This is a genomic window from Pseudomonas orientalis (assembly GCF_001439815.1).
In the GTDB taxonomy this organism is placed as follows: domain Bacteria; phylum Pseudomonadota; class Gammaproteobacteria; order Pseudomonadales; family Pseudomonadaceae; genus Aquipseudomonas; species Aquipseudomonas orientalis.
The window spans coordinates 187503-213621 of sequence record NZ_JYLM01000008.1 but is presented as its reverse complement, the minus strand read 5'-3'; the positions used below and the strand labels follow the sequence as shown (position 1 = coordinate 213621).

25 protein-coding genes are annotated in these 26119 nt (G+C 60.4%); 11 read left to right on the top strand and 14 right to left on the bottom strand.

All coding sequences use genetic code 11. The features are described from left to right. Positions 1–212: 212 nt before the first annotated feature. Complete coding sequence (glyA, locus tag TU82_RS20120; RefSeq protein WP_057724972.1) at positions 213–1466, top strand: serine hydroxymethyltransferase; 1254 nt, start codon at positions 213–215, stop codon at positions 1464–1466. Between the two features lie 126 nt (positions 1467–1592). Here glyA and yjiA read toward each other — a convergent pair whose 3' ends face one another. The 3 genes from yjiA to TU82_RS20105 all read right to left on the bottom strand — a co-directional run bounded on the left by yjiA (position 1593) and on the right by TU82_RS20105 (position 4986). Further along, the gene (yjiA, locus tag TU82_RS20115; RefSeq protein ID WP_057724971.1) at positions 1593–2552 is read right to left on the bottom strand and encodes a GTPase; all 960 of its coding nucleotides are present in this window, start codon (positions 2550–2552) and stop codon (positions 1593–1595) included. Between the two features lie 154 nt (positions 2553–2706). Further along, a complete protein-coding gene (locus tag TU82_RS20110; protein ID WP_003176208.1) occupies positions 2707–2904 on the bottom strand; it encodes a YbdD/YjiX family protein in 198 nt (65 codons plus the stop codon). Positions 2905–2919: 15 nt separating this feature from the next. After that, positions 2920–4986, bottom strand: a complete 2067-nt coding sequence (locus TU82_RS20105; RefSeq protein WP_057724970.1) for a carbon starvation CstA family protein — start codon at positions 4984–4986, stop codon at positions 2920–2922. 174 nt (positions 4987–5160) lie between these two features. Between TU82_RS20105 and TU82_RS20100 the strand changes: the two genes are divergently transcribed. The 4 genes from TU82_RS20100 to TU82_RS20095 all read left to right on the top strand — a co-directional run bounded on the left by TU82_RS20100 (position 5161) and on the right by TU82_RS20095 (position 7209). After that, positions 5161–5529: a PilZ domain-containing protein gene (locus TU82_RS20100; RefSeq protein WP_057724969.1), complete on the top strand. Its 369-nt coding sequence runs from the start codon at positions 5161–5163 to the stop codon at positions 5527–5529. A gap of 240 nt (positions 5530–5769) precedes the next feature. Then, entirely contained in the window at positions 5770–6084 is a 315-nt protein-coding gene (locus tag TU82_RS28090; RefSeq protein WP_082632046.1) for an enolase-like domain-containing protein, read from the top strand. Positions 6085–6100: 16 nt separating this feature from the next. After that, positions 6101–6424, top strand: a complete 324-nt coding sequence (locus tag TU82_RS28085) for a hypothetical protein (RefSeq protein WP_276307139.1) — start codon at positions 6101–6103, stop codon at positions 6422–6424. Positions 6425–6462: 38 nt separating this feature from the next. Next, on the top strand, positions 6463–7209 hold the full coding sequence (locus TU82_RS20095; protein WP_057724968.1) for a sulfite exporter TauE/SafE family protein: 747 nt from the start codon (positions 6463–6465) through the stop codon (positions 7207–7209). Between the two features lie 143 nt (positions 7210–7352). Here the strand turns inward: TU82_RS20095 and radA are convergent, their stop codons facing one another. From radA to katB, 3 genes are all read right to left on the bottom strand, one after another. After that, on the bottom strand, positions 7353–8720 hold the full coding sequence (gene radA / locus TU82_RS20090) for a DNA repair protein RadA (protein WP_057724967.1): 1368 nt from the start codon (positions 8718–8720) through the stop codon (positions 7353–7355). 35 nt (positions 8721–8755) lie between these two features. After that, positions 8756–9304, bottom strand: a complete 549-nt coding sequence (locus tag TU82_RS20085; RefSeq protein WP_057724966.1) for an ankyrin repeat domain-containing protein — start codon at positions 9302–9304, stop codon at positions 8756–8758. A 138-nt stretch (positions 9305–9442) separates the two neighbouring features. Then, entirely contained in the window at positions 9443–10984 is a 1542-nt protein-coding gene (gene katB / locus TU82_RS20080) for a catalase KatB (protein WP_057724965.1), read from the bottom strand. Positions 10985–11271: 287 nt separating this feature from the next. Between katB and mscL the strand changes: the two genes are divergently transcribed. Further along, on the top strand, positions 11272–11688 hold the full coding sequence (gene mscL, locus TU82_RS20075; RefSeq protein WP_057724964.1) for a large-conductance mechanosensitive channel protein MscL: 417 nt from the start codon (positions 11272–11274) through the stop codon (positions 11686–11688). A gap of 39 nt (positions 11689–11727) precedes the next feature. Here mscL and TU82_RS20070 read toward each other — a convergent pair whose 3' ends face one another. Then, the gene (locus TU82_RS20070) at positions 11728–12504 is read right to left on the bottom strand and encodes a ferredoxin--NADP reductase (RefSeq protein WP_057724963.1); all 777 of its coding nucleotides are present in this window, start codon (positions 12502–12504) and stop codon (positions 11728–11730) included. A 427-nt stretch (positions 12505–12931) separates the two neighbouring features. Here TU82_RS20070 and TU82_RS20065 point away from each other — a divergent pair, with 427 nt between their 5' ends. Together TU82_RS20065 and TU82_RS20060 are read left to right on the top strand one after the other, a co-directional pair. After that, positions 12932–13642, top strand: a complete 711-nt coding sequence (locus TU82_RS20065; RefSeq protein ID WP_057724962.1) for a helix-turn-helix transcriptional regulator — start codon at positions 12932–12934, stop codon at positions 13640–13642. 143 nt (positions 13643–13785) lie between these two features. Next, a complete protein-coding gene (locus tag TU82_RS20060) occupies positions 13786–14910 on the top strand; it encodes a methyltransferase (RefSeq protein ID WP_057724961.1) in 1125 nt (374 codons plus the stop codon). Between the two features lie 72 nt (positions 14911–14982). Here TU82_RS20060 and TU82_RS28080 read toward each other — a convergent pair whose 3' ends face one another. Genes TU82_RS28080 through TU82_RS20050 form a run of 3 tightly spaced genes read right to left on the bottom strand, consistent with a single transcriptional unit; the run spans position 14983 to position 17611 of the window. Next, the gene (locus TU82_RS28080; protein ID WP_065886906.1) at positions 14983–15150 is read right to left on the bottom strand and encodes a DUF2474 domain-containing protein; all 168 of its coding nucleotides are present in this window, start codon (positions 15148–15150) and stop codon (positions 14983–14985) included. A 12-nt stretch (positions 15151–15162) separates the two neighbouring features. Next, positions 15163–16170, bottom strand: a complete 1008-nt coding sequence (cydB, locus tag TU82_RS20055) for a cytochrome d ubiquinol oxidase subunit II (protein ID WP_057724960.1) — start codon at positions 16168–16170, stop codon at positions 15163–15165. A 1-nt stretch (position 16171) separates the two neighbouring features. Continuing rightward, entirely contained in the window at positions 16172–17611 is a 1440-nt protein-coding gene (locus TU82_RS20050; protein ID WP_057724959.1) for a cytochrome ubiquinol oxidase subunit I, read from the bottom strand. Between the two features lie 318 nt (positions 17612–17929). On the opposite strand from TU82_RS20050, the gene TU82_RS20045 reads away from it, so the two are divergent. Beyond that, complete coding sequence (locus TU82_RS20045; RefSeq protein ID WP_057724958.1) at positions 17930–19180, top strand: MFS transporter; 1251 nt, start codon at positions 17930–17932, stop codon at positions 19178–19180. A 140-nt stretch (positions 19181–19320) separates the two neighbouring features. Here TU82_RS20045 and TU82_RS20040 read toward each other — a convergent pair whose 3' ends face one another. The 4 genes from TU82_RS20040 to TU82_RS20025 all read right to left on the bottom strand — a co-directional run bounded on the left by TU82_RS20040 (position 19321) and on the right by TU82_RS20025 (position 23555). Then, on the bottom strand, positions 19321–21504 hold the full coding sequence (locus TU82_RS20040) for a xanthine dehydrogenase family protein molybdopterin-binding subunit (RefSeq protein ID WP_057724957.1): 2184 nt from the start codon (positions 21502–21504) through the stop codon (positions 19321–19323). Then, positions 21501–22490 (bottom strand): FAD binding domain-containing protein, encoded by a 990-nt coding sequence (locus TU82_RS20035; RefSeq protein ID WP_057724956.1) that lies wholly within the window; start codon positions 22488–22490, stop codon positions 21501–21503. The genes TU82_RS20040 and TU82_RS20035 overlap by 4 nt, the downstream gene beginning before the upstream one ends. Next, positions 22487–23011 (bottom strand): (2Fe-2S)-binding protein, encoded by a 525-nt coding sequence (locus tag TU82_RS20030; RefSeq protein ID WP_057724955.1) that lies wholly within the window; start codon positions 23009–23011, stop codon positions 22487–22489. The genes TU82_RS20035 and TU82_RS20030 overlap by 4 nt, the downstream gene beginning before the upstream one ends. A 97-nt stretch (positions 23012–23108) precedes the next feature. Then, entirely contained in the window at positions 23109–23555 is a 447-nt protein-coding gene (locus TU82_RS20025; RefSeq protein WP_057725057.1) for a DUF4879 domain-containing protein, read from the bottom strand. A gap of 188 nt (positions 23556–23743) precedes the next feature. Here TU82_RS20025 and TU82_RS20020 point away from each other — a divergent pair, with 188 nt between their 5' ends. After that, positions 23744–25039, top strand: coding sequence for an NCS2 family permease (locus TU82_RS20020; protein WP_034117796.1), 1296 nt, complete (start codon positions 23744–23746; stop codon positions 25037–25039). Continuing rightward, entirely contained in the window at positions 25036–26115 is a 1080-nt protein-coding gene (trmA, locus tag TU82_RS20015) for a tRNA (uridine(54)-C5)-methyltransferase TrmA (protein WP_057724954.1), read from the top strand. Before TU82_RS20020 ends, trmA begins: the two co-directional genes overlap by 4 nt. Positions 26116–26119: the final 4 nt, after the last annotated feature.

The following is a 26119-nucleotide window of genomic DNA, read 5'->3' as shown; positions in this document are numbered from 1 at the left end:
ACTGGCCTCATCGGGGGCGAGCCCCCTCCCACCTCTGATTTGTGAATACCTTCAAATGTGGGAGGGGGCTTGCCCCCGATGAGGCCGGCACAGCCACCCCACATCCTCAGATGAGCCCCACTTGTCCGCGACATGATGTCCTTTCATATGCCATCCAAAACCCATTGGGTTAGAATGCCCTCCTTTTCTGCCCCCGATCCTTGAGGACCGCCATGTTCAGCCGTGATTTGACTATTGCCAAGTACGACGCCGATCTCTTCGCCGCCATGGAGCAAGAAGCCGTGCGCCAGGAAGAGCACATCGAGCTGATCGCTTCGGAAAACTACACCAGCCCTGCGGTGATGGAGGCTCAAGGTTCGGTGCTGACCAACAAGTACGCCGAAGGCTACCCGGGCAAGCGCTACTACGGTGGTTGCGAGTATGTCGACGTGGTTGAGCAGTTGGCCATCGACCGTGCAAAAGAGCTGTTCGGCGCCGATTACGCCAACGTCCAGCCGCACGCCGGTTCCCAGGCCAACAGCGCGGTGTACCTGGCCCTGCTGCAAGGTGGCGACACCATCCTGGGCATGAGCCTGGCCCATGGCGGCCACCTGACCCATGGCGCCAGCGTGTCCTCCTCCGGCAAGCTGTACAACGCGGTTCAATACGGCATCGATGCCAACGGCCTGATCGACTACGACGAAGTCGAGCGCCTGGCGGTCGAGCACAAGCCAAAAATGATCGTGGCCGGTTTCTCTGCCTACTCGCAGATCCTGGATTTCCCGCGCTTCCGCGAAATCGCTGACAAGGTCGGTGCTTACCTGTTCGTCGACATGGCCCACGTGGCCGGTCTGGTCGCCGCGGGCGTCTACCCGAACCCGGTGCCTTACGCCGACGTGGTCACCACCACCACCCACAAGACCCTGCGCGGTCCACGTGGCGGCCTGATCCTGGCGCGCGCCAATGCCGAGATCGAGAAGAAGCTGAACTCTGCAGTATTCCCGGGCGCCCAGGGTGGCCCGCTGGAACATGTGATCGCCGCCAAGGCGATCTGCTTCAAGGAAGCGCTGCAGCCTGAGTTCAAGACCTACCAGCAACAAGTGGTCAAGAACGCCAAGGCCATGGCCGGCGTGTTCATCGAACGCGGCTTTGACGTGGTATCCGGCGGTACCGAAAACCACCTGTTCCTGCTGTCGCTGATCAAGCAGGACATTTCCGGTAAGGATGCTGACGCTGCCCTGGGCAAAGCCTTCATCACCGTGAACAAGAACTCCGTGCCGAACGACCCACGTTCGCCGTTCGTCACCTCCGGCCTGCGCTTCGGCACCCCGGCGGTGACCACTCGCGGCTTCAAGGAAGCCGAGTGCAAGGAACTGGCCGGCTGGATCTGCGACATCCTCGCGGACCTGAATAACGAAGCCGTGATCGACGCGGTACGTGAGAAGGTCAAGGCCATCTGCAAGAAGCTGCCGGTTTACGGCGCGTAATACTAAGAAGCCCACTGTAGGAGCGAGCTTGCTCGCGAAAAACGTCAACGGTAACGCGTGCATCCTGGAAGCACGCGTTACCTGTGAGTTCTTCGCGAGCAAGCTCGCTCCTACAGGTGGGCTTTTTTATGCCTGGTAGACCTTGGCAAAGCCTTCGCGAATCTTGTCTTCCGGCAATTGATCGGCAATAAACACAATCACACTTTCCCGCGTCTCGCCTTCGGCCCACTCGGTGTCCCAGTCAAAGCCGTAGAGCTTCAGCACGCCCTGGAACACCATGCGCCGCTCTTCCCCGGCGATGTTCAGCACACCCTTGTAGCGCAGCAGTTGCTTGCCATGGTCCTCCAGCAGTTCGTTCATGAACTCACTGAGGCGGTCGATATCCAGCGGTTGGTCGGTGCGCAGCACCAGGCTGGAAATACGGTCGACCGATGGCGCAGCGCTGACCGGGCGCAGGCTCATGCCGGCGTTGAGGTTGAAGCCACGCACATCGAGCAGTTCGGCCAGGTCGATGGCGCCATGGGCCACCACCCGAATCGGTGCGCGGCGGTTGATGCGGGTCAGACGCTGGCTGAGCGCGTCGAAGGCCGCATCGTCCACCAAATCGCGCTTGCTCACCAGCAGCCGGTCGGCAAAGCCGATCTGGGCCTGGGCGATGGCCTGGGTCAGGTGGTGCTCGGCGTGGGCCGCGTCCACCAGGGTGATGATGCCGTCGAGGATGTAGCGCTCGCGCAGTTCTTCGTCGATGAAAAAGGTCTGGGCCACCGGCGCGGGGTCGGCCAGGCCGGTGCATTCGATCACCAGGCGATCGAACGCGATTTCGCCACTGTCGAGCCGCTCGAGCAGCAAGTAGAGCGCCTTGGTCAGGTCGGTGTGGATGGTGCAGCACACGCAGCCGTTGGAGAGGGTCATGACCTGTACCGGCTCGGTGCCCAACAGCTGGGTATCGATGCCGGCATCACTGAATTCGTTTTCGATCACGGCGATCTTCAAGCCGTGTTCGGCCTTGAGCAGGTGGCGCAGCAAGGTGGTCTTGCCGGCGCCGAGGAAGCCGCTGAGCACGGTGACGGGAATGGGAGAGGACACAGACAGTTCTCCTTATAGCTGAAGGAACACAAAACAACTGTGGGAGGGGGCTTGCCCCCGATAGCGGTGTGTCAGGCACGGATGTGTCACTGATACACCGCTATCGGGGGTAAGCCCCCTCCCACATGGAATCACTGCTGGCCCGAATGCCGGGTCAGCAGCACTTGGGCCCACCCTTGCCACCGTAACGGGCTTCCTGGCGTTCCCGGAAGAACGCCTTGTAATCCATCATCGGCTTGTCCGGGTGCTTGGTTTGCATATGCTCGACGTAAGTGTCGTAGTCGGGCATGCCGACCATCAGGCGCGCGGCCTGACCGAGGTATTTACCGAGGCGACTGATGTCATTGAACATGGGTGCAATCCTCGTTTATGCGTCCGGTACAGCCTGGAACGGCGCTTCTTTATCCGTACGCTCTTTGTTGCCCCAGGCGGCAATGCCGACCTTGAGCGCATAGAACAGGATGCTGAATACCACGAACAGGAACAGCGCCGTCAGCGTTGCGTTGGTGTAGGCGTTGTAGATCACGTGTTGCATCTGGTCGATGCTCTTGGCCGGGGCGAGGATCTGGCCATTGGCAAGGGCGTCGCTGTATTTCTTCGCCAGCGACAGGAAGCCAATCGCCGGGTTGGCGTCGAACAGCTTGATAAAGCCCGCCGTGGTGGTGCAGATCAACAGCCAGACCGCCGGCACCAGGGTTACCCAGATGTAGCGCTGACGCTTCATTTTGATCAGCACCACCGTGGCCAGCATCAGTGCGATACCCGCCAGCATCTGGTTGGAGATACCGAACAGCGGCCACAAGGTGTTGATGCCGCCCAGTGGGTCGATCACACCCTGGTACAGCAGGTAACCCCACATCGCCACACAACCGGCGGTGGCGATCAGGTTGGCGGTCCAGGATTCGGTGCGCTTGAGCGACGGCACGAAGGAGCCGAGCAGGTCCTGCAGCATGAAACGACCGGCACGGGTACCGGCGTCGACCGCCGTCAGGATGAACAGCGCTTCGAACAGGATCGCAAAGTGGTACCAGAACGCCATGGTGTTTTCACCCGGCAGCACACTGTGCAGGATCTGCGCGATACCCACCGCCAGGGTCGGTGCACCGCCGGCACGCGCCAGGATGGTGGTTTCACCGATGTCATGGGCCACGGCCGACAGCGCTTCGGGGGTGATTGCAAAACCCCAGCTGCTGACGGTCTGCGCCACGGTCACCACATCGCTGCCGACAATCGCTGCCGGGCTGTTCATGGCGAAGTACACGCCAGGCTCGATCACCGACGCCGCAACCATCGCCATGATGGCCACGAATGACTCCATCAGCATGCCGCCGTAACCGATGTAACGCGCATGGCTTTCATTGGCCAGCAGCTTGGGCGTGGTGCCCGAGGAGATCAGCGCATGGAAGCCGGAGACCGCGCCACAGGCAATGGTGATGAACAGGAACGGGAACAGGCCGCCCTTCCACACCGGGCCGGTGCCGTCGATGAACTGGGTAAGCGCCGGCATTTTCAGGTCGGGCATGGTGACCAGAATGCCAATCGCCAGGGCGATGATGGTGCCGATTTTCAGGAAGGTCGACAGGTAGTCACGCGGGGCCAGGATCAGCCATACCGGCAGTACTGCGGCAACGAAACCGTAGCCGATCAGCATCCAGGTGATCTGAATCCCGGTAAAGGTGAAGGCCTTGGCCCACACCGGGTCAGCGGCAATCTGCCCGCCCAGCCAGATCGAACCCAGCAGCAACAGCACGCCGATGATCGAAATCTCACCAATGCGGCCCGGGCGGATGTAGCGCATGTAGATGCCCATGAACATCGCGATCGGGATGGTCGCCATCACCGTGAAGATGCCCCACGGGCTCTCGGCCAGGGCCTTGACCACGATCAGCGCCAGCACCGCGAGGATGATGATCATGATCAGGAAGCAGCCGAACAGCGCGATGGTCCCGGGAATGCGGCCCATCTCTTCGCGAACCATGTCGCCCAGGGAACGGCCGTTACGCCGGGTGGACAGGAACAGGATCATGAAATCCTGCACCGCACCGGCCAGCACCACACCGGCAATCAGCCACAGCGTGCCGGGCAGGTAACCCATTTGCGCCGCCAATACCGGACCGACCAGAGGGCCCGCGCCGGCAATGGCCGCAAAGTGGTGACCGAAAAGGATGTGTTTGTTGGTCGGTACATAGTCCAGACCATCGTTGTTGATCACTGCGGGGGTTGCCCGCCGTGGATCCAGTTGCATCACGTTATTGGCGATGAACAGGCTGTAGTAACGGTAGGCGACCAGGTAGATGGCCACGGCAGCGACCACAATCCACAAGGCGTTGATCGCCTCGCCGCGGCGCAACGCCACTACGCCGAGGGCGCACGCTCCTACGATTGCCAGCACCAGCCAGGGTAGATGGCGTAGCAGGCTATTATTATTTTTCATTTTTATATTCCAGCCAGGGTGGACAGAAAGGACAGCCAACCGGAGTTTAGCGCTACTGGCCTTAAAGGCCACCCCCCTACGTTGGTCTAGAGCCTTGCCGAGGCAAAAAAAGCAGAAAACCCGGGCCCATGATGGCGCAGGGCTACACTCCTTCTGTCAACAGAGGGTTTAACCATGACCGAGCAACCGTCTGACCGCCGCTGTTTCCGCCGGATCGCGATTGATGCGACCACGCAACTGCGACAAAACGGCCACGAATGGCCGGTGAAACTGGTGGATTTGTCGCTCAAGGGCCTGGCGATAACGCGGCCCGAACCTTGGAAGGGCAATAAGGCGCTGCCGTTCGACGTCGACATTCGCCTGGATCCCAAGGCCCATATAAAGATGCAGGTCAAGCTGACCCATGATGACCACGGCCAGTTAGGCTTTGTGTGCAAGGAAATTGACCTGGACTCGATCAGCCATCTGCGGCGGCTGATCGAGTTGAACCTGGGTGATCAGGAAGAACTGGAGCGAGAGCTGGGGGCGTTGCTGGAGGTCTGAAGACCCGCTGATGAAGTGAGGCTACGGTCTCCCCTTTACAGGTAACAGGCCGTTTACTTCCTTCCATACAATCTAAGCTTAGATCAATTCATCATAAAGCCCACCGAACGCACTCGCAATCATCATATGAAACACCCACAAAAACGGCTAAAACCATTTGAACAAATACTGTAACAATTCAAGCCACTTTGAATTCAATGAAAAAAACAAGCACCACCATTCCATTTAAAAAAAGTTATCATGAGCCAGCTTGACATGCTGATCAAAGGGCACCTATTCGCGAAGTGTGCAATTGATCGTGCTCTTTTAGATCTTGCGGGAAAAGCCCTTGACGTTCCGGTTTGCAATTTATTGGGTGGCGCATACCATCTCAGTTATACCGTCAGCCGAAGCTTGCCATTTGCCTCCGCCAGAGAGGTGACTGAACGGGCACTTCAACTGCAGGCGCTGGGCTATAACCGATTAACATTGAACGGTTCCGGAGTATTGAGGGACGACTACGCTTGTTTTAAAGCGGTTAGACACGCACTGGGAGATCACTTTGAACTTCCATGATGACAGAGGTTTGGCAATGGCAAATACGCTGGCCTCCGTCGAGGCAGGAGCCACCTTTGTGTCCTGCACCGTAAACGGCATCGGCGAACGATGCGGCATAACAGAAACCTGTTTGCTGATTACCAATCTCCATTTCAGTTCAATATTGTGCAGCGGTAAAAGCCAGAAGGTATTAAAGCTCAGCCGTCTCGTATCAGAAGCGATGGGTGACACCTTTGATCGCCGTCGCCCGATCATTGGTGAATATAGCTTTGTACACACTGCAAAACTTCATTTAACAGCCACTACCAGGGACCGCAACTGCTATCACTGGGTAGACCCCCTGTACTTGAACGAATAATAATTAATGCATTTCATTAGGACGGCAGGCCTATCACTATGGTTGAGCATGAATGGCTGACAGGCGCTGGCTTGGTAATGCTAGGTGTTATAACGGGTTTTATCGGGACCAATACGGGAGGTAGCGTATTTCTAACCGTTCCGGTGATGATCTGGCTTGGGATACCTCCTCAGTCTTCGATAGCGACAGCTCGCTTGGCTTCAGTAGGGACTATGTTTGCCGGCTTGAGACACTTTCATAACAGTGGAAAAGTGGATTACAGGCTAGCCGCTCCCGCTGCGGCACTCGGGTTGGCTGGCGCCCTGGTCGGTGCAAGTCTGCTGGTGCACATAGACCCGGCACTGCTGCATAAAATCATTGGCGGCCTGACGCTACTATTGGTGGCACTGTCACTCATCAGAAAGCCTCATTCGCCGAAGGCCGCCCCCTCATCGCTCAGACGTTTTTGCGGTTATGTTCTGTTTGTTCCCGTGGGCATGATTGGCGGCTTATTTGGAGGCCAAGCCAAGTTATCAACTTATTTGTATATTATATTTTTTAAAAAAACGATCAGCGAATCAATTGGCACTCGAAAAGTGGGAGGTCTCATCCTCTCTGTGGGCTCGTTAATAATATTCGGCATCAGCGGCATTATTAATTGGCAGTACGGATGTTGCCTGATTATAGGCACGCTAGTGGGCGCCAATGCTGGCGCCAAATTTGCTCTACAAAAAGGCGATAAGTGGATGGAGAGCGCTTTCAATGTAGTCGTTGTCGCCTTGGCGTTGAAAATGCTCTTCTGGTAGCGGTTCTATCACGGGAAAAACGACAATTCAGGGAAATGCCGTACGCGCAAGGAAGTCGCTTGCGTGTCCCAATAGCCCGCTTTCTGACTCACCGCGACCTGCCACTGCCCGCGGCTTGTAGTTGCATTGCATCCATCCTTGCTCTACTCGAAAAGTGCATCCAGCGCCTGTTCCAACCGCGTCACGCCAATAATCTGTATCCCCGGCGGCGCTTCCTTCGGCGCGTTGCCCTTGGGCACAATCGCGCGTTTGAAGCCGTGCTTGGCGGCCTCCTTGAGGCGTTCCTGGCCGCTGGGCACCGGGCGGACTTCGCCGGACAGGCCGACTTCGCCAAACACCAGCAGGTCGTGGGGCAACGGTTTGTTGCGCAGGCTGGACATCACCGCCGCCATCAACGCCAGGTCGGACGCGGTCTCCAACACCTTGACCCCGCCCACCACGTTGAGGAAAACGTCCTGATCGTGAGTCGGAATGCCGCCATGGCGATGCAACACCGCCAGCAGCATGGCCAGGCGGTTCTGGTCCAGGCCCAGGGTGACCCGTCGCGGGTTGGCCAGATGGCTGTCATCCACCAGCGCCTGGACTTCCACCAGCATCGGCCGGGTGCCTTCCCACGTCGCCATCACTACGCTGCCCGGGACTTCTTCCTGGGCGCGGGTGAGAAAGATCGCCGAGGGGTTGGAGACTTCTTTGAGCCCCCTGTCAGTCATGGCAAATACACCCAACTCGTTCACCGCGCCAAAGCGGTTCTTCACCGCCCGCAGCAACCGCAGGCGGCCATCGGATTCACCCTCGAAATACAGCACGGTATCCACCATGTGTTCCAGCACGCGCGGCCCGGCCAGCGCGCCTTCCTTGGTCACGTGGCCGACCAGAAAGATCGCCGTGCCGCTCTGCTTGGCGTAGCGCACCAACAGCGCCGCGCTTTCACGCACCTGGGACACGCCGCCCGGCGCTGATTGCAGTTGCTCGGTGAAAATCGTCTGGATCGAGTCGATCACCATGACTTTGGGCTTTTCGATCCGCGCCGTGGCGATGATGCTTTCGATGCAGGTTTCGGTCATGACCCGCAGTTGGTCCTGGGGCAGACCCAGGCGACGGGCGCGCATGGCCACCTGTTGCTGGGACTCTTCGCCGGTGACGTACAGCGCCGGCATGCGGCTGGCGATGCTGCACAGGGTCTGCAACAGGATCGTGGATTTACCGATGCCCGGGTCACCGCCGATCAGCACCACCGAGCCGTCCACCAGGCCGCCGCCCAATACCCGGTCCAGTTCGCCGGAGGCCGTGGAGAAACGCGGGATCTCTTCGACGCTGACTTCGGCCAGGGTCTTGATCTGCGCTTGTTGCCCGGTCCAGCCGGCGCGGCCGGTGGGCGCTGCGGCGCCACCGCTTTCAATCATGGTTTCAGTCAGGGTGTTCCACGCACCGCACTCGCCGCACTGGCCTGCCCATTTGGGAAAGGTCGCGCCGCACTCCGTGCAGCCGTACATGCGCTTGGCCTTTGCCATTGAAGAACCTCCAACCGAAAAACCGCGATGATAGCTCAGCGCGGCGCCGGGGTCCGGATTTCACCGTTGGCCAAGCGTGAAGCGGTGTTGCCGATGGGGTCTTCGGCGTTGAGATCGGCGCCTTTGGACTTCAGCTCGCCCAGCAGTTCGACGCGCTTGAACAGCCCGGCGTACATGGCGGCGGTCTGCCCCGCGCCATTGCGTTGGTCGGGGTTGCAGTCGGTGGCCAGCAAGCGCTGGGCGATTTGCAGTTCGCCTTTGAAAATCGCGCCCATCAGCGCGGTGTTGCCGCGTTTGTCCTGCACGCAGGCGTCGGCGCCAGCGGCCAACAGGCGCTCAACGTAGGCGCTTTGGCCGTGATAGGCGGCAAGGATCAAGGCGGTGTAGCCCTTGTCGTCCTGAGTATTCAGGGCGTAGCCCGACTCAATGAAAGTGTTGAGCATGTCGAGGTCGCCACGACGGGCGGCGTCGAAGTAATAGTCCTGAAGCTGCGCCTTGAGCGCACCAGGGTCATTGGATGGGGGTTGTTCGGCCAGCACACTGAACGACCAGCAGGCCAGCAGTGCCCATATGAACGTACGCATGATCAAGATCCTTGAGAAAGGTCTCCTGGTAGGAGCGAGCTTGCTCGCGAAAAACGTCAACGATAACGCGTGCATCCTGGATAAATGCGTTGCCTTTGAGTTCTTCGCGAGCAAGCTCGCTCCTACAGGAGGGCGCGATTAGTCGCTCAGTTTGTCAGCCAGCGCTTTGACACGCGCCAGGTCACCCTTGGCCACCTTGGCCACACCGGTGCCGTATTCCGGATCGGCCTTGTAGAGGAACGACAGGATGATGTGCTTGCTTTCATCATCGGTGGTCGCCAGGGAGCCGCCGAAGTTGTCGATCAGGTCCTGACGCTCTTTTTTGCTGTAGGAGCGATACAAGTCACCGGCCTGCTTGAAGTTCTGCTCACGCTGAATCTTCGCCTGCTGGGTGCTGCCCGACAGCGGCGACTGGCTGTAGCGTGCGGCTTGCGGCTCTTCCCGTGGCAGCAGGCGGCTTGGCTGGTAGTTCACGCCGGTGGTGGTCTTGCCGAAGTTCAGCGCGCCGTCCTGATTGCCGTTGTTGACGGTCACCCGTGGGGCGTTGATCGGCAGTTGCAGGGCATTGGCGCCCAATCGGTACATTTGCGTGTCGGCGTAGGAGAACACCCGACCTTGCAGCAGGCGATCTTCCGACGGCTCGATACCCGGCACCAGGTTGGCCGGGGCCATCGCCACTTGCTCGGTCTCCTGGAAAACATTGCCCGGGTTGCGGTTGAGCACCATTTGCCCGACTTTGCGCTCCGGTACATTCGGCCAGATCTTGGTGGCGTCCAGCGGGTCGAAATCGAACTTGGCCAGGTCTTCAGGTTTCAATACCTGCACATACAAGTCCCACTTGGGGAACTCGCCCTTGTTGATATGGGTGACCAGGTCATTGGTCATATGGCTGTAGTCACGCCCTTGCACTTCGGTGACTTGCTTGGGGTCAAGGTTCTTGATGCCTTGCAGGCTCTTCCAGTGGAACTTGACGTAATGCACTTCGCCCTTGGCGTTGATCAACTTGTAGGCATGTACGCCATTGCCGTCCATTTCCCGATAACTGGCCGGTGTGCCGGCGTCCGAGTACAACTCGGTCAGTGTGCGGGTGGACTCTGGAACATGGGAGAAGAAGTCGAAACGACGCGAGTCATCGTCCAGGTTAGTGCGCGGGTCCGGTTTGAACGCGTGGACCATGTCCGGGAACTTGATGGCATCGCGAATGAAGAACGTCGGGAAGTTATTACCGACCAGGTCCCAGTTACCTTCGGCGGTGTAGAACTTGGTGGCGAAGCCCCGCGGATCGCGCAGGGTTTCCGGGGAATGGTTGCCGTGGACCACGGCCGAGAAACGCACGAACACCGGCGTGGCTTCACCGGCGGCGAATACCTTGGCCTTGGTCAGGTCGCTGAGGTTGTCGGTCACGGTGAAGGTGCCATGGGCGCCGGTGCCACGCGCATGCACCACACGCTCGGGAATGCGTTCGCGGTCGAAGCGCTGCAGCTTCTGAATCAATTGAACGTCCTGCAGCAGCACAGGACCATTGGCGCCGGCCGTCTGCGAGTTCTGGTTGTCCCCAACGGCGGCGCCGTTGTCACGGGTCAGGTTGGCGGCTTGCACGGAGAGGGTCAGCAGGCTGGCGGTCAGCACCGCCAACGCTTGGCGCGCCGACACCGGCCTGCGATTGATTGAAGTGTTCATCAAGGTTTCCTCTGGTTTTTTTAGTGCACATTCAGTTGTGCTTGCCAGAGGCTAGTGACCTGCGGGTCAGAAGATAAATAGAAAAACACCACAGGCCCGATTGAGAAAAAAGTCTGGTAACCCGCTGAAATTCGACGTATTTCGCGCGCGATTGGTGGCACTTTGCAAACTTATTGCGTTTTAATGTGTCGATAAAAACCAACAGTGTTAAAGGTTGTGTCGCGCAAGCCCGCTACGACTGACTTACACTGACCTCCACCCTTCTCATCTGTAACAAGGAATAACTTATGGGCGTGATCAGTGAGTTCAAGGCCTTCGCGGTCAAAGGTAATGTGGTCGACATGGCCGTCGGTATTATCATCGGCGCCGCGTTCGGCAAAATTGTTTCCTCGTTTGTAGGGGACGTGGTGATGCCGCCGCTCGGCCTGTTGATCGGTGGCGTGGACTTCGGCGACCTGGCAATCACGCTCAAAGCCGCGCAAGGCGATGCACCCGCCGTGGTGCTGGCCTACGGCAAGTTCATCCAGAGCGTGGTCGACTTTTTGATCGTCGCCTTCGCTATTTTCATGGGTGTGAAGGCGATCAACCGCCTCAAGCGCGAAGAGGCCGTCGCGCCGACTTTGCCACCGACGCCCACCAAGCAAGAGGTGCTGCTGGGCGAGATCCGCGATCTGCTCAAGGCACAGCACGACAAACCGCTCTGACCTGCGGACCAAAAAAGGCGCCCCGTGAGGCGCCTTTTTTTACCAGTAGTTTTCCACCGCCACCTGGCCCGGACGTCGGCTCAGGCTCAGTTGCATGTCGCGCTGCTTGAGCAGCTGGCGCGTGTCATCGACCATCTGCGGGTTACCGCAAATCAGCACGCGGGAATGTTCTGCCGTCAGCTCGACGCCAGCCGCACGCTCCAGCTCCCCATTCTCGATCAGGGTGGTGATACGCCCGTTCAACGCCCCCGGATGCCGCTCACGGGTGACGATGGGGATGTAGATCAGCTTGTGGGCGTATTCGGCCAGGTATTCACGCTCGCCCAATTGATTGATCAACGACTGGTAGGCCAGCTCCCTGGCCTCGCGTGCGCTGTACACCAGGACGATACGTTCGAATTTTTCCCACACCTCGAAATCCTGCAGGATCGACAGGAACGGCGCCACGCCGGTACCGGTGCCCAGCAGCCACAGGTCGCGCCCGTCGATAAAGCGGTTCAGGGTCAGGAAGCCGGTGGCCTGGCGCTCCACCAGCAAGGTATCGCCGACTTTCAGGCGGCTCAGCTCACTGGTGAACTCGCCCCCGGGGACCACAATGGAAAAGAAATCGAGGTATTCGTCAAACGGCGAAGACACGATGGAATAAGCACGCCACACGGTACTGCCATCCGCCTTGGTGACGCCCAGGCGCACGAACTGGCCGGCGGTAAAGCGAAAGCCGGCATCACGCGTGGTGCGCAGGGTGAAGAGGCTGGGGGTCAACGATTGCACGTCGAGCAAGGTCTGGCGGGTAAATTTCTCAGCACTGGCCGTCATGGGGGGCTCCGTTTTGCACAGGGCCGTAGTGTCTCTCAAAGCGGGTCGCGCAAACACCGCTGATTTGTACTGGCATTGCAGCCAGCGAAAGACAGCGACGCTGTCGGGTTTGTGACAATAAGTGACAGATAGCGCTCCAACAACAAACTAAACATTTTGCTATTAACCCACGCGCGATACATCACTAGATGATGCTGAACTTCTGGAGCATATCATTTTGACACTACCTTCAAACTATTGAAAAGCCAAGCGCCACGCGGCTAACTCATACAAAAGCCTGTTCCTTGTACAGCGCTGTTGTGCCGAAACACGCCAATAACCGAAATTTTTTCAGCCCTACTCATAGGACTTATCCTACACTTTTTTCTCAAGCAGCGTTGGGATCGGGACGTACCCAAGTCACAAGGAAACCTATGGAGAGTTACCGATGGTCAAATGGCGCAATACACGGCTGCCCAAACTGGAAGGCGAGAGCGAAATAACCAGCGTGTTTGAAATGGTCGTCAATCACACGTACGAGTTGGGATTCCAATATTGCTCATTTACGCTGAGTTCCCAAGCCAAAAGCAACCAAACAGATCCCGTTCATCTTGATAATCACCCAATTGAATGGAGAAACATTTATAAACGAGCGCATTTCTTCGATATAGATCCCGTTGTATCCCAGTGTAAAAACAGTGTCCTGCCCATTGTCTGGGACCAGAAAACCTTTAGCAGTACCCCCCAGTTGTGGGAGTTGGCCCAGTCGTTTGGCGTGCACTTGGGCTGGACCCAGGCGGTGCATGATTTCCAGGGAGTGTTCAGCATGCTCACGCTGACCCGGGGCAAAGGCGAGGTCAGCCCTGAAGAGCTTTACGAAAAAGCCGGGCAGGTCTTGTGGCTCTGCCATGCGATGCATGCAGTCGTTGCAAAAAAATACACCGACACAAACAACATCAACACGCCCAGCAAGTTAACCGCACGGGAAACGGAAGTCCTCAAGTGGTCCGCCATGGGCAAGACCGCTTCCGAGATCGCGGCCATCCTCTGCCTGTCCGAACGTACGGTGGGCTTTCATATCAGCAGTACGTTCAAGAAACTTGGGGTTCACAACAAGATCCAGGCTGTGCTCAGCGCCTCTAAAGCAGGGCTGTTTTAACCCGCACATGAAACAGCGCATGTCATCGCGTTGAAAAAAAAGTACCATTTGCGGCCCATTCTGAGTGTTGATGCTGCCCTTTCAAAGGTTGCCTCGCCGTTCACTCAGACGGTTCCGTCGATTACCCCAGAGCCTCCCCCGCCATGCCCCTGCTTGACAGCCCCTTCGCCCAGCTCGACTTGATTCGTCAGCCCGAGCAACACAATGATCCGCTGCAAGCCTTCGATGCCGCCGACGAATACCTGCTCAGCCACCTCGCCGGCCAGCAACCCAGTGCGGCAACCCGCGTGCTGGTACTCAATGACAGCTTCGGCGCCCTCGCGGCCAGCCTTGAAGGCAAGGTGCAGGTGACCTCCAGCGGCGATTCGTTCCTCGCAGCCCAAGGCCTGGAAAAAAACCTGGTGCGCAACGGCAAGGCCTTTGATGCGGTAACTTTCGTACCGGCCAGCCAAGTGCCGGTCGGGCCATTCGATCGAGTGTTGCTTCGTGTGCCGAAGACCCTGGCGCTGCTGGAAGAGCAGTTGATTCGGTTGCAAGGGCAATTGGCGCCGGGCGCCGAGGTGATCGCCGGAGCGATGATCAAGCACTTGCCACGCGCCGCCGGTGAACTGCTGGACCGCTATATCGGGCCGATGCATGCCACGCTTGCGGTAAAAAAGGCCCGGCTGCTGATCGCCACTGCCGCCGACCGCCCCGTGGCGGTATCGCCCTACCCTACCCGCTACATGCTGGATACCCCGGCCATCGAACTGCTCAACCATGCCAACGTGTTCTGCCGCGAAGGCCTGGACATCGGCACGCGCGCGTTCCTGCCGCACCTGCCGAACAACCTGGGCGGCGCCCGTGTGGCGGACCTGGGCTGCGGCAACGGCGTACTGGCAATTGCCAGCGCGCTGCAAAACCCCGACGCACAGTACACTCTGGTGGACGAGTCCTTCATGGCGGTGCAGTCAGCCACCGAGAACTGGCGGGCGGCCCTGGGGGAGCGCGAGGTGATTATGCGTGCCGACGACGGCCTGGCTGGCCAGCAAACGCAGTCGCTGGACGTGGTGCTGTGCAACCCGCCTTTCCACCAGCAGCAGGTGGTGGGCGACTTTCTCGCCTGGCGCATGTTCCAGCAGGCGCGGGAGGCGCTGGTGGTGGGTGGCGCGTTGTATATCGTCGGTAACCGCCACCTGGGTTATCACAGCAAATTGGCGCGCCTGTTTCGCGGCGTCGAGCAAGTGGCGGCGACACCCAAGTTCGTCATTCTCAAGGCGCGCAAATAAAAAAAGCCCCACCCTCCCAGTAAGAAGAGCAGGACTCAAAAAAAACCGGGCCGCAAAGCCCGGATCGGGATGTCAGTGCGTGGTCAGGCCGGCCGCATTCATGAACATGCGCATCAGGCTGGCGACGATAAACAAGGCCAGCACACTGCCGGTCCAGATCATCGCCAGCCACCCAAGGCGCCGCCACAACGGCTGTTTCTCGGCCTGTTCGATATCGTGCAACGAAGGTTTGCCCGCCATGCTGCGACCCTCCTAGTGATAACCGTCTTCGTGGGTAACCTTGCCGCGGAACACGTAGTAGCTCCAGAAGGTATAGCCCAGGATGAACGGGATGATGAACAAGGTGCCCACCAGCATGAAGCCCTGGCTTTGCGGCGGCGCGGCGGCGTCCCAGATCGAGACCGACGGTGGAATGATGTTAGGCCACAGGCTGATCCCCAGGCCGCTGTAGCCCAGGAAGATCAATACCAGCGTCAGCAAAAATGGCGTGTAATGCGCACGGCGTGCCACGGCGCGGAACAACCCGTACATCGTCACCAGCACCAGCAGCGGCACGGGCAGGAACCAGAACAGATTGGGCAGGGTGAACCAGCGCGAGGCGATTTCCGCGTGGGTCAGCGGCGTCCAGAGGCTGACGATACCGATCACCGCCAACACCACGAACGCCAGCGGGCGCGCCAGATTGTGCATCTGTTCCTGCAACTTGCCTTCGGTCTTCATGATCAGCCAGGTGCAGCCAAGCAAGGCATACGCCACGATCAGCGCCACGCCACAGAACATCGTGAACGGGGTCAGCCAGTCCAGCGAACCGCCGGCGAACTGCCGGTTCACCACCGGAATCCCATCGATGAACGCCCCCAGCGCCACGCCCTGGAAGAACGTCGCCGTGAGCGAGCCGCCGATAAACGCCTTGTCCCACAGGTGACGCTTGTGGTCCTTGGCCTTGAAGCGGAACTCGAAGGCCACGCCACGAAAGATCAGCCCGATCAACATCAGGATCAGCGGCAGGTACAACGCCGACAACACCACCGAATAGGCCAGCGGAAACGCACCGAACAAGCCCGCGCCGCCCAATACCAGCCAGGTTTCATTGCCGTCCCACACCGGCGCCACGGTGTTCATCATGACGTCGCGATCGGTCTTGCCCGGTACGAACGGAAACAGGATGCCGATGCCCAGGTCGAAGCCGTCCATCACCACGTACATCATGATGCCGAAGATGATGATCACGGCCCAGATCAGCGGAAGATCAATGCCCATCTCAATGCCCCTTGTGCTGGATGTCGTCGTGGTCGTTGTCGCTGCCATCATCGGCAGCGGACAACGGACGCGCCGGTGTGCGCTTCTGGCCAGGACCACCCTGGGTCGGCTCCGTGACCTCGTAAACCACAGGCCCTTTGCGCACCAGGCGCATCATGTAACCCAGGCCCGCGCCGAACAGCGCGAAGTACACCACCACGAACAGCACCAGGGTGATGGTCATCTGCGCCAGGCTATGCCCGGAAGACGCATCCGCCGTGCGCATCAACCCGTAGACCACCCACGGCTGACGACCGATTTCGGTGGTGAACCAGCCCGCGAGAATCGCGATCAGACCGGACGGGCCCATCCACAACGCCAGGTACAGGAACGGCCTGGACGTGTACATCTTGTCGCCACGGCGCAGCCACAGGCTGAACAGCCCCGTGAAGATCATCAGGAAACCCAGGCCGACCATGACCCGGAACGACCAGAACACCACGGTCGAATTAGGCCGGTCTTCAGGCGGGAATTCCTTGAGCGCCGGCACCTGCTGATCCAGCGAGTGGGTCAGGATCAGGCTGCCCAGGTAGGGAATTTCCACCGCGTACTTGGTCTTCTCGGCTTTCATGTCCGGCCAGCCGAACAGGATCAGCGGCGTGGGTTCGTTGCCGATATTTTCCCAATGACCTTCAATCGCGGCGATTTTGGCCGGTTGGTGCTTCAAGGTGTTGAGGCCGTGGAAGTCGCCGATCACCGCCTGGATAGGCGCAACGATCAGGGCCATCCACATCGCCATCGAGAGCATTTTGCGGATCGCCGGGTTGTCCTTGCCGCGCAGCAGGTGCCAGGCCGCCGACGAGCCGACGAAGAACGCCGTGGCCACGAAAGCGGCAGTGGCCATATGCGCCAGGCGGTAAGGGAATGAAGGGTTGAAGACCACGGCGAACCAATCGGTCGGAATCACCCGCCCATCGACGATTTCAAAGCCTTGGGGCGTCTGCATCCAACTGTTAGAGGAGAGGATCCAGAACGTCGAAATCAGCGTACCGACCGCCACCATCACGGTGGAGAAGAAGTGCAGGTTGCGCCCCACCTTGTTCCAGCCGAACAGCATCACCCCCAGGAAGCCAGCCTCGAGGAAGAAGGCGGTGAGCACTTCGTACGTCAGCAGCGGCCCGGTGACGGCGCCGGCGAAGTCCGAAAAACGGCTCCAGTTGGTGCCGAACTGGTAAGCCATGACCAGGCCCGAGACCACGCCCATGCCGAAGTTGACGGCAAAGATCTTCGACCAGAAATGGTAGAGGTCACGGTAGGTGTCGTTGCGGGTCTTGAGCCACAAGCCCTCCAGTACCGCGAGGTAACTGGCCAGGCCGATGGTGATCGCCGGGAACAGGATGTGAAACGAGATGGTGAACGCAAATTGAATTCGGGCGAGATCTAGCGCCTCCAAACCGAACATAAGTCTTCCTCTGTCAGGTAATACCGGCTGCGGGCTCGGAGCCTGCACCCACTGCCCCCACGGATATGGAGTGTGGCGAATTTCAATTCGTTTCTTTTTTTACCCGTCACGCAGGGAATCTGGCCTTTGGGCCGCCAGAGCAATCCCGGAGCGGGTGTTGATCTGGATCAAGCATCGTTGAAAGAGTAGTCCCATTTTCGATGGGCAGTTGTGTGGTCTTTTGCCGCGTGACAGCTTGCCTCACCCGGGTTATTGCAACTCTTTGTTACAACATGATGCTAATCTCGCCGTTCCCTTCGGCCCTGACCTGTACGCCCAATGCCTAGCGAACCTGCGTTGCTGTTACGTCATCACCGTCCTTTCATCGCGTTCTGGCTGGCGCGGATCTTTACCGCCAGCGGCTTCCAGATGTTGACCGTGGCCATCGGCTGGAACCTCTACCAACTGACCGGCAATGTGTTGGACCTGGGCTTGGTCGGCCTGGTGGAGTTCGTACCGCGCGTGCTGTTCATGCTGCACACCGGGCATGTGGCCGATCGCTATGAGCGGCGCAAGGTCGCCGCCATCTGCCAGACCGTACAGGCGCTGATTGCCCTGTCCCTGGCCATCGGCGGGCTGACCGGCAACGTGACCCGCGAGATGATCTTCATTCTGGCCTTCGTGCTGGGCGCCGCGCGTTCATTCGAAATGCCCACCACCCAGGCACTGCTGCCCAGTATCGTGCCCAGCGCGCTGTTCCCACGGGCCGTGGCGTCGTCGCAATCGGCCCAGCAATTGGCGACCATCGTCGCCCCGGCCCTCGGCGGTCTGCTCTATGCGTTCGGCAGCGTCTGGGTGTACGGCCCGACCGTGGTGCTGTACCTGATCGCCTGCGGGCTGACCCTCAACCTGCCCGCCCGCCAGACGCCGCTGAACAAAGGCAAGGCCACCCTCGACTCCTTGCTGGCCGGGATTCGCTTTATCCGCAGCCGGCCGGACATCCTCGGCGCCATCTCCCTGGACCTGTTCGCCGTGCTGCTGGGCGGCGCCACCGCGTTATTGCCGGTGTTCGCCAAGGACATCCTGTTGACCGGTCCCTGGGGCCTGGGCCTGTTGCGCTCGGCACCGGCGGTGGGGGCGTTGCTGATGTCACTGTGGCTGGCGCGTTTTTCAGTGGACCGCAAAGTCGGTCGCGTGATGTTCACGGCGGTCGGTGTGTTCGGCGTGGCGACCATCGCGTTCGGGCTGTCGACCTCGTTCTGGTTCTCCCTGGCAGTGCTGGTGGTGCTGGGCGCGGCGGATATGATCAGCATGGTGATCCGGGCTTCGTTCGTGCAGCTGGAAACACCGGATGAGATGCGCGGCCGGGTAAGTGCGGTCAACGGCTTGTTTATTGGTGCATCCAATCAATTGGGTGAGTTCGAGTCGGGCATCACCGCGCACTGGTTCGGCACGGTGCCGGCGGTGGTCATGGGCGGGATTGGGACGCTGGTGGTGACCGGGGTGTGGATCAAGCTGTTCCCGACCCTGGCCAATCGCGATCGTATGCATGTGCCGGTGGAAGAAACTGCCTCGAAAACCACCGCCTGACCCGATATGGCAATAAGGTCAATGTGGGAGGGGGCTTGCCCCCGATAGCGGTAGATCAGCCACATCAGAGTCGACTGATAAGCCGTCATCGGGGGCAAGCCCCCTCCCACATTCAGGTCTTCAGTGTTTGCCAGACCGCGTCAGAGCACCTTGTCCAGGGTAATCGGAAACTCCCGAACCCGTTTGCCGGTGGCGTGATAGATCGCATTCGCCACCGCCGCCGCCACCCCGACGATGCCGATCTCCCCCACGCCCTTGGACCCCAGGGCATTGACGATCTCGTCGTGCTCTTCGACAAACAGCACATCAATCTCGCCGATATCGGCGTTCACCGGGATGTGGTATTCGGCCAGGCTGTGGTTCATGTAGCGCCCCAACTGGTGGTCGATCTGAGTCTCTTCATGCAGCGCCATGCCAATGCCCCACACCACCCCGCCGAGGATCTGGCTGCGCGCCATTTTCGGGTTGACCACGCGCCCGGCTGCAATGGCGCTGACCACGCGGCTGACCTTGATGGTGCCAAGGTCCTCGTCCACGCGCACTTCGACGAACACCGCCGAATGGGTGGCGCTGGCATAGCCCTCGCGCTTCTTGTCGGGCTCGCTGTCTACCTTCACCTCCAGCGCGTTTTCACCGCTGTCTTTGACCAACTGGGCCAACGACACGCTCACGTCACCGGTATGCAACTGGCCGTCTTCGAAGCGCACGGACTCGGCGTCCTTGAACACCGGGTAAACCTGCCGGGCGGTTTGCAACAGCTTGGCATTGAGGGCTTCGCAGGCCTGCTGGACGGCGGTGCCGACGGAAGACACGGTAAACGAGCCACCCTGCAAGGGCGCCGTGGGCAAGGACGAATCGCCCAACAGAAAGCTGACATCGGCCATCGCCACACCGCTGGCCTGGGCCGCGATCTGGGTCATCACGGTGTAGGTGCCGGTGCCGATATCGGTGGTGGCGCTGCTGACGGTGAGTTTGCCGTCACTGTCGATGCGCGCCCTGGCGCTGGCTTTCATCTGCATGGCTTCCCACACCCCGCCGGCCATGCCCCAGCCGATCAACTGGCGGCCGTCGCGCATGCTGCGCGGTTCGGGGTTGCGCTGGCTCCAGCCGAAACGCTCGGCGCCTTCGCTGTAACACTCGCGCAGGGCCTTGCTCGACCAGGGCTTGTCCTCGTTCTGGTTGCGCTCGGCGTAATTGATAAGGCGCAGTTGCACCGGGTCGATAGCCAGGGCACAGGCCAGTTCGTCCATCGCGCATTCCAGGCCGATCACGCCCAGGGCAGCACCGGGGGCACGCATGTCCAGTGGGGTGAAGACGTCCAGCGGCACCAGTTTGTAGGTCAATTGCACGTTATCGCAGTGGTAGAGCATGCCACTCCATTCCACCACGTGTTCGCTGAAGTCCTCGAAGCGTGACGTCTGGCCGATCGCGGTATGCCCCAGTGCCAGCAGGCGCCCGTTGGCGGCGGCGCCCATCTGCAGGCGCTGTAAGGTGCGCGGACGGTAGCCGAAGGTGAACATCTGTTGCCGGGTCAGGGTGACGCGTACCGAACGCTTGAGTGCCAGCGACGCCATCACCGCCAGCGGCAATTGGTACTGCGGGCGCAGGCCCGAACCAAAGGCACCGCCGACAAACGCGGCAAAGATGCGCACCTGGCTTTTATCCAGGCCGAACACCTTTTGCACATAGGCCTGGCAGTTCTGCGGGCCCTGGGTCTTGTCGTGGATATGCAAGGTGCCGTCCGGCTGGTACAGCACGGTGCTGGCGTGGGGTTCCATCGGGTTATGGTGTTCGATGGGCGTGCTGTAGTGCAGATCGAGGCTGATGGCGGCGCCGGCCCATTCGGCCTGGAAGTTGCCACGCGGGCCGGGCGGCGTCTGCGGCGAAGGGTGGGCCGACTCCCGCTGCGTGACCAGGTCCGTTTCGAAGTCTTCGCGCGCGTATTCAATCTCCACCAGCGAGCCGGCATGCCGCGCCAGTTCCAGGTTATCGGCGATCACCAGCGCCAGCGGCTGACCGCTGTAGAGCACGCGGTCGTTATACAGCGGGCGAAAGGGCGAGCCGTCGGCGGCATCCGCATCGGCGAAGGCATCGTCGTAGCTGGCGATTTTCGGGCGATTGAGGTGATCAATCACCGCCACCACGCCCGGCAAGGCCAGGGCCCTGGAGGCATCGATCCGGATGACCCGGCCTTTGGCGATGGTGCTCGATACCACACTGCCATGCAGCAGGCCGTCCTCGGGAAATTCGCCGGCGTAGCGCGCCTGGCCTGTGACCTTGAGCAGACCGTCGACACGGTCCAGGGGTTTGCCGATGGCGCTCATGGCTGTTCTCCTGCGACCGCAGCGTCGCTCAGTGCTCGAATGATTGCGCGGCGCGCCAGCTTGATCTTGAAACCGTTGTGTTGCAGCGGCTCGGCATCTTGCAGCAGGGCATCGGCGGCGTTACTGAAAGTTTCGCGGCTGACGGTGCGACCGATCAGCGAGGCTTCCACCGCGCGGTCGCGCCAGGGTTTGTGGGCCACACCGCCGAGGGCCAGGCGGGCGTCGATGATCTCGTCGCCGTCCAGCTCCAGGGCGGCGGCAACCGACACCAGCGCGAACGCATAGGACGCGCGGTCGCGGACCTTCAGGTAGTGGCTGTGGCGGGCCAGGTTATCGGCAGGCAATTCCACCGCGGTGATCAGTTCGTCGTCGGCCAATTGGTTGTCGCGTTGCGGCGCATCACCCGGCAGCCGGTGGAAGTCGGCAAACTCGATGACCCGCGCGCCGCCGCGCCCTTGCACATGCACCCGCGCCTCCAGCGCTGCCAGGGCCACGCACATGTCCGAAGGGTGGGTGGCGACGCACTGCTCGCTGGCGCCGAGGATCGCGTGGATGCGATTCAGGCCGGTACGCGCCGGGCAGCCGCTGCCGGGCTCACGCTTGTTGCACGGCACCGTAGCGTCATAGAAATAGTAGCAACGGGTGCGTTGCAGCAGGTTGCCACCGGTACTGGCCATGTTGCGCAGTTGCGGCGAGGCCCCGGCCAGGATGGCTTGTGACAGCAACGGATAACGCTGTTCGATCAGCGGGTGCCAGGCCAGGTCGGCATTGCTCACCAGCGCACCAATGCGCAAGCCGCCCTCGGCGGTTTCTTCAATGGCCTGCAGCGGCAGTCCGGTGATATCGATCAGGTGTTCGGGGCGGCTGATGTTCTCTTTCATCAAGTCCAGCAGGTTGGTGCCGCCGGCAATGAAGCGTGACGTCGCACTGCTCAGGTGCACCGCCTCGTGCACATCCGCCGGTTTGCTGTAATGGAAGGGATTCATTGCTCACCTCCGCGGTTGCCGCACGCCGGCAGCGCTTCTTCGATGGCGTCGCGGATATTGCTGTAGGCGCCGCAGCGGCACAGGTTGCCGCTCATCAGCTCCTGGATCTGCGCACTGTCGTGGGCGCGGCCTTCGTTGGCCAGGCCGACCGCCGAGCAGATCTGGCCGGGGGTGCAGTAGCCGCACTGGAAGGCGTCGTGCTTGATAAAGGCTTGCTGCATAGGATGCAATTGGTCGCCGTCGGCAAGGCCTTCGATGGTGGTCAGTTCGGCGCCGTCGCACATCACGGCCAGGGTCAGGCAGGCGTTTACGCGTTTGCCGTCACGCAAGACGGTGCAGGCACCGCACTGGCCGTGGTCGCAGCCCTTTTTGCTGCCGACCAGGTCCAGTTGCTCGCGCAGCAGGTCCAGCAAGGTGGTCCAGGGCAGCACACTCAATTGGCGATCCTGGCCATTGACGGTCAAGCGTATCGGGTGGGCAACGTACGGCTGGGCCGCCGCGCCATTGGGGGTTGCGCTCATAAACACCTCACGGGTTGGTGTACATCCGCGGCGTTCAGGAAAATCGCCGTCTTAAGGGGTACGACTTCCCGGGGTTTTGAGCGTTCAAGATGATTGATCAGTGGATATTGAGTGTGGTGGTCAATGTATTTTGCGGAGGGTTGATCGAGGTATTGCTGTAGACGAAGCCCCCTGGCCCCTCGACATTCAGGTCGAACACATAGATGTAGCCCATCAATGTGCCCGCACCATTGCAGGCCTGGCTGATGTTGCCGACCTGGCACACCGCCGTGCGCTGGCCGCTGAGCACCGAACCGTTGAAGCGCCCGACCGGGTTGTTACCCAGGCCCACTTCCATCACCGAAACCTTGGTTGGCCCGCGATGTGTACACATCTGAGTAAGGGTGACGCGCTCCGGGATGGTTTCCGTGCACGTCCCTGACTCGACCTTGAACACGCGCACCTCGCTCAAGGCCGGTGCAGTCGCGCCCCACGCCGGTGCCGCGCCGAACCACAGGCCTAGACAAGGGATCAGCGCTAGACTCCACACGTTGGCTTTTTTCATGCTGTCGATGACCTGCTGTTGAACGTCGGCGCAGTATGCCTCAAGGCCATGCGCCACACAGCCTCGGCTGCTGGTATGATGCGCCGCTTTTTCCGATCCTCTCTGAAACCACAGGCGCTTGGCGCAGTTTGTGCTTTGACTTAGAGGTCAACAAATCACGACGCAAGATAGCGTCACAGGGAGCCGGCATGCTGGAAAAGCTGTTTCAACTCAAAGCCCACAACACCAACGTGCGCACCGAGATTCTTGCGGGTATCACCACGTTCCTGGCCATGGCCTACATCCTGTTCGTGAACCCGAGCATCCTCGGCGAAACCGGCATGGACAAGGGCGCAGTGTTTGTCGCGACCTGCCTGGCGGCGGCCATCGGCTCCACCGTGATGGGCCTGATCGCCAACTACCCGATCGCGCTGGCGCCGGGCATGGGCCTCAATGCCTTCTTTACCTACACCGTGGTGCTGCACATGGGCCACACCTGGCAGGTTGCGCTGGGTGCGGTGTTCATTTCGGCGGTGCTGTTCTTCCTGCTGTCGATCTTCCGAATCCGTGAGTGGATCATCAACAGCATTCCCCTGCCCCTGCGCTCGGCAATTGCCGCCGGTATCGGCCTGTTCCTGGCACTGATCGCTCTGCACAACGCCGGTATCGTGGTCGCCAACCCGGCCACCCTGGTGGGCCTGGGCGACCTGAAACAACCGGCGCCGATCCTGGCCACCCTGGGCTTCGTGCTGATCGTCGCACTGGAAGCCCTGGCGGTGCGCGGCGCGGTGTTGATCGGCATCCTGGCGGTGACCATTGTCTCGATCCTGCTCGGCGTCACCCCGTTTGGCGGCGTGACCTCCATGCCACCGTCCCTGGCGCCGACCTTCCTGCAGCTGGATATCAAAGGCGCGCTGGATATCGGTCTGGTCAGCGTGATCTTTGCGTTCCTGTTCGTTGACCTGTTCGACAACTCCGGCACCCTGATCGGCGTTGCCAAGCGCGCCGGCCTGATGGGCAAGGACGGGCATATGCCGAAAATGGGCCGTGCGCTGATCGCCGACAGTACGGCGGCCATGGCCGGCTCGCTGCTGGGTACCTCGACCACCACCAGCTACATCGAATCCGCCGCCGGCGTGAGCGCCGGTGGCCGCACCGGCTTGACCGCCATCGTGGTCGCGATCCTGTTCCTGCTGGCACTGTTCTTCTCGCCCCTGGCGGCCAGCGTACCGGCCTTCGCCACCGCACCGGCGCTGCTGTTCGTGGCGGTGTTGATGACGTCCGGCCTGGCTGAAATCGACTGGGATGACATTACCGTGGCAGCGCCGGTGGTGATCACCGCCCTGGCGATGCCCTTCACTTACTCCATCGCCAACGGCATCGCCTTCGGTTTCATCGCCTGGACCGCCATCAAGCTGCTTTCGGGCCGCTACCGTGAGCTGAACCCGGCACTGGTGATTCTGTCGATTCTGTTCGTGATCAAGCTGGGCTGGTTCAACGCATGACTTTCGACGCCGCACACTACACCGCTCAACTGCAAGACAAGGTCACGCGTTTGCGTGACCTGCTGGAACCCTTCGACGCGCCCGAGCCGCAGGTCTTCGATTCGCCGTTGCAGCACTTCCGCCTGCGCGCCGAGTTTCGCCTGTGGCGCGAAGGCGGGGATCGCCACTACGCCATGTTCGCCCAGGACGACAAGCGCACACCGATCCTCATTGAAGAATTTCCCATCGCCAGCCAGCGCATCAACCAATTGATGCCGCAGCTCAAGGCCGCCTGGCAAGCCAGCGCCGCCCTGAGCCACAAGCTGTTCCAGGTGGAGTTCCTGACCACCCTGGCCGGCGACGCGATGATCACCCTGTGCTATCACCGCCCGCTGGATGAACACTGGCACGCCGCCGCCAACCAGTTGGCGGCTGAGCTGGACGTGAGCATCATCGGCCGCTCCAAGGGCAAGCGCGATGTGATCGGCCACGACTACGTGGTGGAGAAACTCGAGGTCGGTGGCCGCACGTTCAGCTACCGCCAACCCGAAGGCGCCTTCACCCAGCCCAACGGCACGGTAAACCGGAAGATGCTCAACTGGGCGTACGACGCCCTGGGCGATCGCTCGGATGACTTGCTGGAGCTGTACTGCGGCAACGGCAACTTCACCCTGCCGCTGGCGACCCGCGTGCGTAAGGTGCTGGCCACCGAAATCAGCAAGACGTCAGTGAATGCGGCCCTGAGCAACCTCGATGAAAATGCCGTGGATAACGTCACCCTGGTGCGCCTTTCCGCCGAAGAGCTCACCGAGGCGCTGAATGAAGTGCGACCGTTCCGTCGCCTGCACGGCATCGACCTGAAAAGCTACGAATTCGGCAGCGTATTCGTCGACCCACCCCGCGCCGGCATGGACCCGGACACCTGCGAACTGACCCGGCGCTTCGACAACATCCTGTATATCTCCTGCAACCCGGAGACGTTGGCGGCGAACATCGCGCAGTTGCATGACACGCATCGCATTACTCAATGTGCGATGTTTGATCAGTTTCCGTGGACGCATCATATGGAATCGGGTGTGTTGCTGACCCGCCGATAAACCT